This is a genomic window from Streptomyces stoeckheimensis, from assembly GCF_045822005.1.
Classification (GTDB): Bacteria; Actinomycetota; Actinomycetes; order Streptomycetales; family Streptomycetaceae; genus Streptomyces; species Streptomyces stoeckheimensis.
In genome coordinates this window covers 8,527,390-8,540,865 of record NZ_CP169550.1, presented here as the reverse complement: position 1 = coordinate 8,540,865, position 13,476 = coordinate 8,527,390, and the positions used below count along the sequence as shown (strand labels likewise).

Sequence of the window (13,476 nt, the reverse complement as noted above, 5' to 3'; positions counted from 1 at the left end):
GACCACAAGAGCACGGGCAGTCCAAGTTCCCCGGCAGTTACACGAGCCACCGCGCGAATGTCGTCGCCTTCCCCTCCGGGAGCACGCCATGCTCACCTCCACACCCCCCACCGTCCGAACCACCGCCCGGCCCGCCATCCGGCCCGGCGCCGATCCGGACGCCCCGACCGACCCCGACACCCCGGGCTCCGCGACCACCTCCCGGGCCCGCGGCTTCGGCCGCTGGGCCGCGGAGCCCACTGCGGCGACGGTCCCCCTGATCCGCTCCCGCGTGCGCTCCGTGCTCGAGGGCTGGGAGATCGCCGCCGAGATCGCGGACGCCCTTCTGCTGGCCGTGAGCGAGCTCGTCGGGAACGTCGTCCTGCACGCCGCCGGCGCGGGCCGCCTGCGCGTCGAGGTCTCCCTGCGAGGGGGATGGCTCCAGCTGGAGGTCGCCGACGGCGCCTCCCCTCCGCCCCGGCTGCCGCACCCGCGGGACGAGGTGGACCAGGAGGCCGAGAGCGGGCGCGGCCTGCTGATCGTGCACCTGATGGCCACCGAGGCCGGTGGCCGACTCAGCGTGCAGGCCGACGAGTTCGGCAAGTCCGTACGGGTGCGCGTACCGGCCGCCTGACCCGCCGATCGCCGCGAACGTCCGCGCCGACCGGGGGCCCGGGAGGGGGTGAGGGGGTCCGCCGGGGAGGCGCCGAGAGGGCGCCGGAGAAGCGATCGACCTCACAGAAATATGGCGAGGAATTGACGCCCGCCAAATTATCGAGATACTTGCCCCATCTCCCCCGCTGCTCCCTGATTGAGGTGCCGCCCCATGGAGCTCTCCCCTTCGGCGCACGCCGATACCTTCTGCCGCGACCGGCTTCCGCCGTTCGACCTCTGGCCCGAACTCCACTTCGATCTACCCGAGTTGGACTATCCGGACCGGCTCAACTGCGCCCACAGCCTCCTCGACGACGCCGTCGAGCGCTGGGGGCCCGACCGCCCCTGTCTGCTGACCACCGAAGAGCGCTGGACGTACGGCGAACTGCGACACCGTGCCAACCAGGTCGCCCAGGTGCTCACCGAGGACCTGGGCCTGCTCCCCGGGAACCGCGTGCTGCTGCGCGGCCCGAACAACCCCTGGCTCGTCGCCGCCTGGTTCGGCGTGCTCAAGGCCGGCGGAGTGGCCGTCACCACGGTGCCGCTGCTGCGCGCCGCCGAGCTCGCCGCGCTGTGCGAGATCAGCCGCCCCGCCGTCGCCCTGTGCGACCACCGCTACCTCGGAGAAATCGAAGGGGCCGCGGCCGCCGCGGCCCGCGGCGACGGCTCCGCCGAGTACACCGCCCCGCGGGTGATCGCGTACGGCGGCCCCGGCGAGGACGACCTCACCGTCCGGTGCTCGGCCAAGGACGGTGTCTTCACCACCGTGGACACCGCCGCGGACGACGTGGCCCTGATCGCCTTCACCTCCGGCACCACCGGGCGCCCCAAGGCGACCCTGCACTTCCACCGGGACGTGCTCGCCAACGCGGACACCTTCTCCCGGCACGTGCTGCGGCCGCAGTCCGACGACGTGTTCACCGGAACCCCGCCGCTCGCGTTCACCTTCGGGCTGGGCGGCCTGGTGGTCTTCCCCCTGCGCGTCGGCGCCGCCACCCTGCTCGTCGAGACCGCGACGCCGGGGCAGTTGGCCGACCTCGTCGCCGAGCACGGGGTGACCGTCCTGTTCACCGCGCCCACCGCCTACCGCGCCATCCTGGCCGCCGGTGCGGCCGACAGGCTGGCCGGTCTGCGCCGCTGCGTCTCGGCGGGCGAACCCCTGCCCGCCGCCGTGTGGGAGGAGTTCCACGCCGCGACCGGGCTGCGCATCATCGACGGCATCGGCGCCACCGAGATGCTCCACGTGTTCATCTCCGCGGCCGACGAGGACATCCGCCCCGGCTCCACGGGGCGGCCCGTCCCGGGCTACCGGGCCGCGGTGGTGGACGGGAACGGGGTGCCCGTTCCGGACGGGCAGCCCGGCCTCCTGGCCGTCACCGGGCCCACCGGCTGCCGCTACCTGGACGACCCGCGCCAGTCCACGTACGTCCGCGACGGCTGGAACATCACGGGCGACACCTACGTCCGCGATGCCGAGGGCTACTTCTGGTACGTGGCCCGCAGCGACGACATGATCGTCTCCTCGGGTTACAACATCGCGGGGCCCGAGGTCGAGAAGGCGCTCGCCGACCACCCGTACGTGGCGGACTGCGGTGTCGTCGGGGTCCCCGACGAACGGCGCGGCATGCTCGTCAAGGCGTACGTGGTCCTGCGCGCGGGCGTCCCGGCCGTCCCGGAGACCGTCCGCGAGCTCCAGGAGCACGTCAAGGCGGCCATCGCGCCGTTCAAGTACCCGCGTGCGGTGGAGTTCGTCACCGAGCTCCCCCGTACGGAGACAGGCAAGCTCCGGCGCGGCGAACTGCGCGCCCGGGGAGGGGAACCGGCCGAAGCCGCCGAGGCCACCACCGCGGCCCCGGACGACGGCGGGTGCGCCGCCGGGTGCCCCGAGGCGCAGGTGCCGCACCTGCCCAGCGTCGTCGTCGAGCGCCGGGTCGAGTGGACCGACACCGACGCGGCGGGCCACTACCACCACTCCACCGTGATCCGCTGGGTCGAGGCGGCCGAGGCCGTGCTGCTGCGCCGTCTGGGCCTGTCGCACCTCTTCGGCAGCACGCCGCGCGTCCACTTCGAGGCCGACTACCGGGCCCGGCTCTGGTTCGGCGAGGCCGTGCGGACCGAGCTGCGGGTCACCAAGGTCGGAGCGAGCTCCCTCCACTACGCCTTCACCGTCCGCGGCGAGCCGGGCCCGGAAGGCGCGGTGGGCCCGGAAGGCACCGCGGGCCGGGAAGGCACCGTGGCCGCCACCGGCCGCATGGTCATCGCCCACTCCGCCGCCCGCGCGACCGGGACCACCCCCTGGCCGGCCGAGGTCCGCGAGGTCCTCACGAAGGCCGGACGGCAGGCCCCCGAACTGATCGAGAACAACCGAGGAGGCGCCCCGTGCGCATAGCAGTCATCGGAGGCGGGCCGGGCGGCCTGTACTTCGCCGCCCTGGCCAAGCAGATCTCCCCGCACTGGGAGGTGACCGTCTGGGAGCGCAACGCGCCCGACGACACCTTCGGCTTCGGGGTGGTCTTCTCCGACGAGACCCTCGACGGCATCGCCCAGGCCGTTCCCGCCGTCCACGCCGCGATGTCGGCGGAGTTCGCCCGCTGGAGCGACATCGACGTGCGCCACCGCGGCCGGACCCTCACCTCCGGCGGGCACGGTTTCGCCGCTCTGGGCCGCCGCCGGCTGCTGCAGATCCTCCAGGAACGCTGCGCCGCCCTGGACGTGGACGTCCGCTACCGCACGCAGGCGCCTCCGCCGCAGCAACTGGCCGCCGAATACGACCTGGTGGTCGCCTGCGACGGTGTGCGCTCCGCCACCCGGGCCGCCTACGCCGACACCTTCGGCGCCGATCTCGACGAGCGCGCCGGCCGCTACATGTGGCTCGGCACCGACAAGGTCTTCGAGGCCTTCACCTTCATCGTCGAGGAGCGGGACTTCGGCACGCTCCAGGTGCACGCGTACCCGTACGACGACACCCGCTCCACCTTCATCGTCGAGATGGACGAGGACACCTGGCAGCGCGGCGGCTTCGCCGGGTCCGCCGGCCCGGACCTCGCGCCCGGCGCCAGTGACGAGGAGGGGATCCGCCGCTGCGAGGAGATCCTCGCCGGGCACCTGGACGGCCACCGCCTCATCCCCAACAACTCCAAGTGGCTGCGCTTCACCACCGTGCGCAACCGCACCTGGCGGCACGGCAACACCGTGCTGCTCGGGGACGCCGCGCACACGGCCCACTTCTCCATCGGCTCCGGCACCAAGCTCGCCATGGAGGACGCCCTCGCGCTGGCCGCCTGCCTGCACGAACACCCCGACGTGGAGAGCGCGCTGGCCGCCTACGAGGACGAGCGCAGGCCGGTGGTGGAGTCCACGCAGCGGGCGGCGCAGGCCAGCCTGGAGTGGTTCGAGAACATCGACCGGTACACCGGCCAGGACCCGCACCAGTTCGCCTTCAACCTGCTGACCCGCAGCCGCCGGGTCACCTACGACAACCTGCGGGTGCGCGACGAGGAGTTCACCACCGCCGTCAACGCCTCGGCGCCGGTCCCGCCCATGTTCCGGCCCTTCCGGATCGGCGGCCTGCGCCTGCGCAACCGGATCGTCGTCCCCCCGATGGCCCTGTCCACCGCCGTCGACGGAGTCCCGGGCGAGTTCGACCTCGTCCACCTGGGCACCCATTCCCTCGGCGGCGCGGCCCTGGTCATCGCCGGGATGACGGCGGTCGGCGCCGACGGCCGGACCGATGCGGGCTGCCCCGGTCTGTGGACCGACGAGCAGGAGGCCGCCTGGCGGCGGATCACCTCCTTCGCGCACGGCCAGTCCGACACCTGCCTCGGCATCCAGCTCACCCACGCGGGCCGGCGCGCCGCCCAGGGACCGCTGCTGGCCGCCTCCCCGCTGCCCTGGGACGAGAACGGCCAGGTCCCCCGCGAGGCGACCCGCGCCGATATGGACCTGGTCGTACGGGACTTCGTGCGCGCGGCCGAGCGCGCCGACCGGGCCGGCTTCGACGTGCTGGAACTCCAGTACGGGCACGGACATTTGATGTCCGGGTTCCTCTCCCCCCTGACCAACCGGCGCACCGACGAGTACGGCGGGCCGGTGGCGAACCGGCTGCGCTTCCCGCTCGAAGTGCTGGGCGCGGTACGCGCGGTGTGGCCGGCCGGGAAGGCCCTCCTGGTCCGCGTCTCGGCCGCCGACTGGGCCGAGGGCGGCCTCGAAGAGGCGGACGCGGTGCACATCGCGCGCGCCCTGGCCGCGGCGGGGGCCGACGCGATCGACGTGTCGACCGGTGAGGTCGTCGCCCACGAGCGGCCGGCCTTCGGCCGCAGTTACCAGACCCCGTACGCGGACCTGATCCGCAACACCACGGGGGTGGCGACCATCGCCGTCGGTGCGATCTCCACCTACGACGACGTGAACTCGGTGATCCTGGCGGGCCGCGCCGACCTGTGCGCGGTGGGCCGCGCCCAGCTCCACGACCCCCTGTGGACCCTGCACGCGGCCGTGGCCCAGGGGTACCGCGGGGCGGCCGCGCCGTGGGCCCGGTCCTGGCGGGCCGGCAGCGCCCGGCCGCCGGCCGCGCGCACCGACCGGGTGCCGCCGCGCCTCGAACTGCTGCGGCAGCCCGCCGCACCGGTGCACCAGCGATGGCTGCCGCGCGTCGCCGCGCCGGCCCTCTGAACGGAACGGCCGAGACCTCATGGACATCCGTGACACCCGTCCCCCGAACGACCTGCCCCGTTTCACCGCGGCCGCCGTCCAGGCCGCTCCCGTCTACCTCGATCCCGCCGCCACCGTCGACAAGGCCGTCGCCCTGATCGCGGAGGCCGCCGGGAAGGGCGCCGAACTCGTCGTCTTCCCCGAGGCGTTCGTCCCCGGCTACCCGTACTGGAACTGGACGATGAACCCGGTCCAGGGCTCGCCCTGGTTCGAGCGCCTGCAGCGCGCGTCCATCGACGTGCCCGGACCGCACGTGGACACCCTGCGCGCGGCGGCCCGCCAGTACGGGGTCGTGCTGGTCATCGGCGTCAACGAACGCGCCCCGCACAGCCTGGGCGTGCTCTACAACACGCTGCTGACCATCGGCCCCGACGGCGAACTGCTCGGTGTGCACCGCAAGCTGGTGCCCACCTGGGCGGAGAAGCTCACCTGGACCGGCGGCGACGGGAGTTCCCTGCGCGTCCACCAGACCCCCCTCGGCCCGGTCGGCGCCCTGGCGTGCGGGGAGAACACCAACACCCTGGCCCGCTTCGCGCTCCTTGCCCAGGGCGAACTGGTCCACGCGGCCTGCTACATCGCCCTGCCCGTGGCGCCCACCGACTACGACATGGCCGAGGCCATCGCCGTCCGGACCGCGGCCCACAGCTTCGAGGGCAAGGTCTTCTCCGTCGTCGCCTGCTCCACCGTCTCCCCCGAGATCGTCGATGCGGTCGCCGGTGAGGACGAGGCGGTCCGGGCCCTGTTCGCCCGGCCGCGCAGCGCCCTGTCGGGCATCTTCGGTCCCGACGGCCGCCCGGTCACGGAGCCGCTGGTCGACGTGGAGGGCATCGTCTACGCCGAGATCGACCTGAACCGGTGCATCCAGCCCAAGCAGATGCACGACATCACCGGGCACTACAACCGCTTCGACGTCTTCCGCCTCGAAGTGGACAACCGCCCCCGCACGCCGGTCACTTTCACCGTCCCGCACCCGGCCCTGCCGACCGCCACCACCCCCGAGGAGGACGCATGACCACCGACCAGGACGACACCGCACTCGGCCGCGCCCGGGTCTCCGACACCCCCGAACTCACCGCCTACTACGGCGAGCTCGAAGCCCTCGAAGCGGGTGCGCTGTGGACGGTGGCCAACGACATCGAGCCCTGGTACCCGCAGCCCAAGTCCGTTCCCGTGCTGTGGCGTTACGAGGAGCTGCGACCCCTCGTCCACAAGGCACTCGGCCTCGTACGGGCCGACGACGCGGGCCGCCGCGTCGTGATGCTGGTCAACCCCGGCCGCAGGGACGTCAGTGCCGCCGCCGGACTCCTCTACACCGGCCTGCAGATCATGGGTCCCGGCGAGGCCATGACCGCCCACCGCCACCAGGCCGCGGCGCTGCGCTTCGTGCACGAGGGCACCGGGGCGTGGACGATCGTGGACGGCCAGAAGCTGAAGGTGGGGCCGCGCGACTTCGCCATCACCCCGAACGGCACCTGGCACGAGCACGGCAACGATGCCGCCGACGCCCCGGTGATCTGGCAGGACGGCCTCGACATCCCGCTGGTCAACGCCTTGGACGCCGGGTTCTACGAGGTGCACCCCGAGCTGTACCAGCAGCCCGGGAAGGTGGTGAACCCCTCGGTCCTGACCTACGCCGCGAACCTGCTCCCGTACGGCTCCGAGAAGTGGACCCGCCCCTACTCCCCGCTGCTGGCCTACCCCTGGGAGCAGACCTACGAGGCCCTGCGCGGCCTGGCCAAGGCCACCGAGGGCTCCCCGTACGACGGGGTCATCGCGGAGTACACCAACCCGGTGACCGGCGGCTCGGTGATGCCCACCATGAGCGCCCACATGCAGCTGCTGCGCCCGGGCCAGGCCACCCAGGCCCACCGCCACACCGGGTCGGTGATCTACACGGCGGCCAAGGGGCGCGGCGTCTCGGTGATCGCCGGGCAGCGCTTCGAGTGGAAGCAGGGCGACATCTTCTGCGTCCCCTCGTGGGCCTGGCACGAGCACCGCAACCTCGACGAGTCCGAGGACGCCTGCCTGTTCTCCTTCAACGATTTCCCCGTCATGCGGTCCCTCGGTTTCCACCGCGAAGAGGCGTACCCCGACAACGGCGGGCACCAGCCCGCCTCCTGAGCCGCGCCGCCGCACCGGACCGCCGGCCCTGACACCGGTCCCGGTGCGGCGGCGCACCCCCGCACCACCGCCCTTCCTCCCCGCCCCTGATCTCCCGCCCCTCTCCCCTAGGAGCCACCGATGCGACTGGTGACCTACACGACCGCGCCGATGACCTCAGCCGCCGACCGCCTGGGCGCCCAGGCCGACGGCCTGGTGTACGACCTCGCGGCCCTCGCCCTGCACGCGGGCGTCGAACTGCCCGCCGACCTGCTCTCCTTCGTCCGGGCCGGCGCCCCCGCCCGCGAGGCGGCCGCCCTCCTGCTGGCGGGCGACCCCGCGGACCGGCCCGCCGGGGCCGTCCACCGGCTGGAGGACGTCACCCTGCGCGCTCCGCTGCGCCCCGGCAAGATCATCGGGGTGGGGCTGAACTACGTGGAGCACGTGGAGGAGTCCAGCCGGAGCCTGGACACGGACAAGGACCTGCCCCCGCGTCCGGTGCTCTTCAGCAAGCCCGCCACCGCCGTCACCGGCCCCGGGTCGCCGATCCTGCACAACGCCGACCTCACGACGCAGCTCGACTGGGAGTGCGAGCTCGCCGTGGTCATCGGTACGACCGCCTTCCGGGTGACCGAGGAGGAGGCGTACGGCCACATCTTCGGCTACAGCATCGTCAACGACATCAGTGCCCGCGACCAGCGCCGATCCGGCCAGTGGTTCTTCTCCAAGGGCCAGGATTCCTACGCCCCCTTCGGCCCGGCCGTGGTCACCGCGGACGAGGTCCCGGACCCGATGGACCTCGACCTCGAACTGCGGGTGAACGGGGTCACCAAGCAGAAGTCCAACACCCGCCACATGCTGTTCCCCATCGCGCGGCTCATCGCCGACGTCAGCTCGGGCGTGACCCTGGAGCCCGGGGACGTCATCGCGACCGGCTCCCCGTCCGGCGTCGGGGCCGGCATGGTCCCGCCGGAGTTCCTCGTGCCCGGCGACACCGTCGAGGCCACCGTCGAGATCATCGGAACCCTCGCCAATCCGGTCGTCGACGCCCGCTGATCCGGCCGGAACCCGGCCCCGACACCCACCCCGGCACCCCCGCCGCAGACCCGAGGAGCACCCGTGCCGCCCCGCACCTACCGCATCGGTCAGATCGTCCCGAGTTCCAACGTCACCATGGAGACCGAGGTCCCCGCGATCCTGCGCGCCCGCATGGGGATCGCGCCCGACGACCGCTTCACCTTCCACTCCAGCCGCATGCGCATGACCCACGTGACGCCGGAGCAGCTCAAGGCGATGGACGCCGATTCCGACCGCTGCGCCGTGGAACTCTCGGACGCGCGGGTCGACGTGCTCGGCTACGCCTGTCTGGTGGCCATCATGAGCATGGGCCTCGGCTACCACCGCGCCTCCGAGGAACGCCTGCACGCGCGCACCGTGGAGAACGGGGCCCCCGCCCCCGTGGTGACCAGCGCGGGTGCCCTGGTCCACGGGCTGCACACCATGGGCGCCAGGAAGGTGGCCCTGCTGGCCCCGTACATGCGCCCGCTCACCCAGACCGTCGTCGACTACCTCACCCACGAGGGCATCGAGGTCCTCGACTTCCAGGCCCTGGAGATCCCGAACAACCTCGACGTGGCCGCCCACGACCCGGCCAGGCTCCCCGGCCTGGCCCGCGCCCTGGACTACGCGGACGCGGACGCGGTCGTCCTGTCGGCCTGCGTGCAGATGCCCTCGCTCGGCGCCATCGAGGAGGCCGAGCAGCTGCTCGGCAAGCCGGTGGTCTCCGCGGCGGTCTGCACCGCCCACCAGATGCTGCGCGCCCTCGACCTGCCGGCCGTCGCCCCCGGCGCGGGCCACCTCCTCTCCGGTGCGTACGCGGAGGCCCCCCTGCACCCCGGGAGGCCGGCCGCGGGGTGACCGGCGGCGGCCCGGCCGCTGCTCCTCGATAGGATCACCACCCCACACCACGGGAAGGTGATCATGTCGGACAGCCCCCTCAGGCCCAGCTCGTTGATCAGTACGGTCTACGGGGCCTTCGTGCGCGGGAGCGGCGGCTGGATCTCCGTCGCCGACCTGATCACGCTCATGTCGGAACTCGGCGTCGAGAGCCAGGCGGTGCGCTCGGCCATCTCCCGGCTCAAGAAGAAGGGCGTCCTCGAACCGGAGCGCCGCGGAGCCACCGGGTACCGGCTCAGCCCGGCCGTCCACCCCGTCTTCGACGCCGGAGACCGGCGCATCTTCGCCAGCCTCGAACCGGCGGACCTCGACGACGGCTGGGCCATGGCCGTCTTCTCGGTCCCGGAGTCCGAACGCTCCCACCGCTACCAGCTGCGCACCAGGCTGACCTGGCTCGGCTTCGGCAACATCGCCCCCGGCGTGTGGCTGGCGCCGGGCCGGCTCCTGGAGGACGCGCGCGACATGCTCGTCCGGCTCGGCCTGAGCGAGTACGTCCACCTGTTCGCCGCCGCCGACTACGCCGCGTTCAGCGATCTGCCGGAGGCAGTGAGTTCCTGGTGGGACTTCCCCGCGATCCAGGCCCAGTACGCCACCTTCACCGGTGCGTACGCACCGGTCGCCGCGAAGCTCGCCCTCCAGGACGGCATCGACGCCGCCGAGGCCTTCCGCCACTACGTGCCGATGCTGACCGAGTGGCGCCGGCTGCCCTACCTCGACCCGGGCCTGCCTGCCGAGCTGCTCCCCGCGGACTGGAACGCCGTGGGCGCCCGGCAGGTCTTCCAGCAACTGCACGAGGTACTGGCGGGGCCGGGCCTGCGGCACGTACAGGACGTGACGGGCACCGCGGCCGGCGGGCAGCCCTAGGGGGTGTCCCGCGGGCCTCGGGGAGCGCTCCCCGAGGCCCGCGGCTCCCTCAGGACGAATCGCGGACCACGAGGGCGTTCGGCATGACCACCCGGTCCCTGGAGCCGCCCTCGATCAGGCCCAGGAGCAGCCGCACCGTGGCCCTGGCCTGATCGGCCATGGGGCTGCGTACGGAGGTGAGGGCGGGGACGGTGTAGGCGGCGGCCTCGATGTCGTCGAAGCCGACGACGGCCACGTCCTCGGGCACCCGCAGGCCCACCTGCCGCAAGGTCCGCAAGGCGCCGATGGCCATCAGGTCGTTGGCCGCGAACACCGCGTCCAGCTCCGGGTCGTCCTCCAGCAGCTGCCGCATGGCCTCGGCTCCGGAGGCCCGGGTGAAATCGCCCAGCGCCACGATGGACCGGCGCCCGGTGTCGCGCAGGGCGGCGCGGTAGCCGTCGAGGCGCTCGCGGGCCTCGAAGAGGTCCAGCGGTCCGGTGATGGTGGCGATCCGGCGCCGTCCGCGTTCCAGGAGGTGGCGTACGGCGAGCGCGGCGCCGGCCGCGTTGTCCAGTTCCACGTACGGCACGTCCGGGGCGCAGGTGCGGTTGAACGAGGCGACCGGCAGGCCGGTCCTGGCCAGGGCCGCGGGCAGCGGGTCCGTGCCGTGCAGGGCGACGAGCATGACGCCGTCGACGTGTCCGCCGGCCACGTACTCCTCGACCCGGGCCCGGCTCCGGTCGGATTCGGCGAGCATGAGCACGACCTGTTTTCCGGCGGCCTCCAGTTCCCTGCTGACGGCGCGGACCACGGTGGAGAAGAGGGGGTCGTCGGAGACCACGCCCTGGGGAGGGTCGGCGACGACCACGGCCACCGCGTGGGTCCGGCGAGTGACGAGGTTGCGGGCGGCGGCGTTGGGCACGTAGCCCAGTTCACGGACGGCCCGCATGACGACCTCGCGGATCTCGGGCGCGACCGTGGCCTCGCCGTTGACGACGCGGGAGACGCTCGATCGGGACACGCCCGCGCGGGCGGCGACCACTTCCAGCGTGGGTCTTCTCATTGCGCCCCGTTCCGTTGGGCGGTGCTGCCGCCGGGTCCGGGCCGGACGGCCCGCGGGGAGCGTTCTCCCGTGATGGTGGACCCGAGCCTGATCGACTGTCAACAGGGCCTGATTTTTTCACGGTTGGGGCGATGCGAGAGCGCTTCCCCGGGCTGCGGCGGCTTATGCCTGGTCACCACGGTCCGGTGAGTGACACACAGATCTTGGGAGAGCGCTCCACTGCGGGACGAACCGGTGTCGTCCGCGTTTCCACCAGGTAACGGGAGACCTTGACAGCCCCGGTGGGCCGCCCCATCCTCACCCCTCAGGGAGCGCTCTCTGGCTTCCGGAACGGCCAAGTCCCTTGGTTGCCCACGGGATTGCTCCCGGCCTTCCTCCCGGCTTCCCTCCCTCCTCGCCCTTCTCGCCCCTCTCTCCCCCCACGCACTCTGGAGCCGCCGTGCCCCCGTCGCTGCGCCGCCTCGGCTTACTCTTCGCCGTCGCCTTCACCCTCCTCACCTTCAGCACCCTCCCGGCCTCCCCCGCCCGCGCCGCCGAAACCCTGCTGTCGCAGGGCAGATCCGTCACCGTCTCCGGCAGCGAGCCCGGCTACAGCCCCGCGAGCGCCGTCGACGGGAACGCCGGCACCCGCTGGTCCAGCGCCTTCGCGGACCCGCAGTGGATCCAGGTGGACCTGGGGTCCACGGCCACGGTCACCCGGGTCTCCCTCGTCTGGGAGGCCGCGTACGCCAAGGCCTTCCAGATCCAGGTCTCGGACGACGCCGCGAACTGGACCACGGTCTACGGGACGACCGCCGGCGCCGGCGGCATCCAGAACCTGACCGTCTCCGGCACCGGCCGCTACGTCCGGATGTACGGGACCCAGCGCGCCACCGGATACGGCTACTCCCTCTGGGAGTTCCAGGTCTACGGCACCCCCGGCACCGGCGACGGCGGCGGTGACGTGCTCCTCTCCTACGGCAGGACCGGCGCGGCCTCCTCCTCGCAGGCCGACGGGAACTGCTGGGAATGCACCCCGGCGAGGGCCTTCGACCGCGACCCCGCCTCCCGCTGGGCGACCAGCCCCGCCACCGGCTGGACGGATCCCGGCTGGATCTCCGTGGACCTCGGCGCGCCCGCGCAGATCCACAAGGTGGTCCTCCAGTGGGACCCGGCCTACGCCAAGTCCTTCCAGATCCAGGTCTCCCCGGACGGGAACACGTGGACCCCGGTCTACTCCACGACGGCGGGCACGGGCTTCAAGCAGACCCTGACCGTCTCGGGCTCCGGGCGGTACGTGCGGATGTACGGCACCGAGCGTGCGACCCCGTACGGATACTCCCTGTGGGAGTTCCAGGTGTACGGCACCGGCGGCGCCCCGGTGACTCCCCCGCCGCTCCCGCCGGACCCCGCGAACCCGCCGCGGCTGGTGTGGAGCGACGAGTTCGACGGCCCCGCTGCCGGCAAGCCGGATCCGGCCAAGTGGCGTGCGGACCCGGCACCGGGCAGAACGGCGAGCTGGAGTACTACACCGACCACCAGAACGCCGCGCAGGACGGCGCGGGCCACCTCGTCATGGAGGCCCGCAAGGAGGCCACGCCCGGCAAGGGCTGCCCGCCCGACCCGCTGACCGGCAGCACCACCTGCCAGTACACCTCCGCGCGGATGAACACCGGGGCCGCGTTCCAGTTCACGTACGGGCGCGTCGAGGCCCGGATCAAGGTCCCCAAGGGCAATGGGCTGTGGCCGGCGTTCTGGATGATGGGCGGCGACTTCCTGACCGGGCGGCCGTGGCCGTACAACGGCGAGGTCGACATCATGGAGGTCCTCGGCAAGGACGTGAAGACCTCGTACTCCACCGTCCACGCCCCCGCGTACAACGGCGGCGGCGGGATCGGCGGGCCGTACACGCTTCCGGGCAACGCCGACTTCTCCGACGACTTCCACGTCTGGGCCGCCGACTGGAACAGCAAGGGCATCGTCTACAGCCTGGACGGGCGGACCGTCTTCACGCTCGACAAGGAGCAGGTGGAGCGCACCCGCGGGCCATGGGTCTTCGACCACCCCCACTACATGATCCTCAACCTCGCGGTGGGCGGTGACTGGCCCGGTCCGACGGACGCCAGTACTCCCTTCCCCGCCCGGATGCTCGTCGACTACGTGCGCGTCTACCAGTGACCCGCCGGGGCTGC

The 13,476-nt window shown here is 72.7% G+C and carries 9 protein-coding genes and 2 pseudogenes; 10 read left to right on the top strand and 1 reads right to left on the bottom strand.

Translation table 11 applies throughout. From position 1 onward, the window contains the following. Window positions 1-88 precede the first annotated feature (88 nt). From ACE1OC_RS38690 to ACE1OC_RS38650, 9 genes and pseudogenes are all read left to right on the top strand, one after another. On the top strand, window positions 89-613 hold the full coding sequence (locus ACE1OC_RS38690) for an ATP-binding protein (protein ID WP_407840968.1): 525 nt from the start codon (window positions 89-91) through the stop codon (window positions 611-613). Between the two features lie 192 nt (window positions 614-805). Beyond that, window positions 806-2,443: pseudogene (locus tag ACE1OC_RS38685) on the top strand (AMP-binding protein); the annotation flags it as partial. Window positions 2,444-2,527: 84 nt separating this feature from the next. Next, a complete protein-coding gene (locus ACE1OC_RS38680; RefSeq protein ID WP_407841817.1) occupies window positions 2,528-3,022 on the top strand; it encodes an acyl-CoA thioesterase in 495 nt (164 codons plus the stop codon). Next, on the top strand, window positions 3,013-5,304 hold the full coding sequence (locus ACE1OC_RS38675) for an FAD-dependent monooxygenase (protein ID WP_407840967.1): 2,292 nt from the start codon (window positions 3,013-3,015) through the stop codon (window positions 5,302-5,304). The genes ACE1OC_RS38680 and ACE1OC_RS38675 overlap by 10 nt, the downstream gene beginning before the upstream one ends. A 19-nt stretch (window positions 5,305-5,323) precedes the next feature. After that, a complete protein-coding gene (locus tag ACE1OC_RS38670) occupies window positions 5,324-6,355 on the top strand; it encodes a carbon-nitrogen hydrolase family protein (RefSeq protein WP_407840966.1) in 1,032 nt (343 codons plus the stop codon). Next, complete coding sequence (locus tag ACE1OC_RS38665; protein WP_407840965.1) at window positions 6,352-7,464, top strand: cupin domain-containing protein; 1,113 nt, start codon at window positions 6,352-6,354, stop codon at window positions 7,462-7,464. Before ACE1OC_RS38670 ends, ACE1OC_RS38665 begins: the two co-directional genes overlap by 4 nt. 120 nt (window positions 7,465-7,584) lie before the next feature. After that, window positions 7,585-8,499 carry a fumarylacetoacetate hydrolase family protein gene (locus tag ACE1OC_RS38660; protein WP_407840964.1) on the top strand — a complete coding sequence of 305 codons (915 nt, stop codon included), beginning with the start codon at window positions 7,585-7,587 and terminating at the stop codon, window positions 8,497-8,499. Window positions 8,500-8,616: 117 nt separating this feature from the next. Further along, entirely contained in the window at window positions 8,617-9,360 is a 744-nt protein-coding gene (locus ACE1OC_RS38655) for an Asp/Glu racemase (RefSeq protein WP_338056933.1), read from the top strand. 63 nt (window positions 9,361-9,423) lie between these two features. Continuing rightward, on the top strand, window positions 9,424-10,263 hold the full coding sequence (locus ACE1OC_RS38650; RefSeq protein WP_407840963.1) for a PaaX family transcriptional regulator C-terminal domain-containing protein: 840 nt from the start codon (window positions 9,424-9,426) through the stop codon (window positions 10,261-10,263). 49 nt (window positions 10,264-10,312) lie between these two features. On the opposite strand, the gene ACE1OC_RS38645 is transcribed toward ACE1OC_RS38650, so the two are convergent. After that, complete coding sequence (locus ACE1OC_RS38645) at window positions 10,313-11,305, bottom strand: LacI family DNA-binding transcriptional regulator (protein WP_407840962.1); 993 nt, start codon at window positions 11,303-11,305, stop codon at window positions 10,313-10,315. Window positions 11,306-11,744: 439 nt separating this feature from the next. Between ACE1OC_RS38645 and ACE1OC_RS38640 the strand changes: the two are divergent. Further along, window positions 11,745-13,462 (top strand): annotated as a pseudogene (locus tag ACE1OC_RS38640) (discoidin domain-containing protein). Window positions 13,463-13,476 lie beyond the last annotated feature (14 nt).

Coding starts and splice junctions, on each gene's coding strand:
- ACE1OC_RS38690 (WP_407840968.1), top strand. CDS start 89: ATGCTCACCTCCACACCCCCCACCGTCCGAACCACCGCCCGGCCCGCC.
- ACE1OC_RS38670 (WP_407840966.1), top strand. CDS start 5,324: ATGGACATCCGTGACACCCGTCCCCCGAACGACCTGCCCCGTTTCACC.
- ACE1OC_RS38665 (WP_407840965.1), top strand. CDS start 6,352: ATGACCACCGACCAGGACGACACCGCACTCGGCCGCGCCCGGGTCTCC.
- ACE1OC_RS38660 (WP_407840964.1), top strand. CDS start 7,585: ATGCGACTGGTGACCTACACGACCGCGCCGATGACCTCAGCCGCCGAC.
- ACE1OC_RS38655 (WP_338056933.1), top strand. CDS start 8,617: ATGGAGACCGAGGTCCCCGCGATCCTGCGCGCCCGCATGGGGATCGCG.
- ACE1OC_RS38650 (WP_407840963.1), top strand. CDS start 9,424: ATGTCGGACAGCCCCCTCAGGCCCAGCTCGTTGATCAGTACGGTCTAC.
- ACE1OC_RS38645 (WP_407840962.1), bottom strand. CDS start 11,305: ATGAGAAGACCCACGCTGGAAGTGGTCGCCGCCCGCGCGGGCGTGTCC.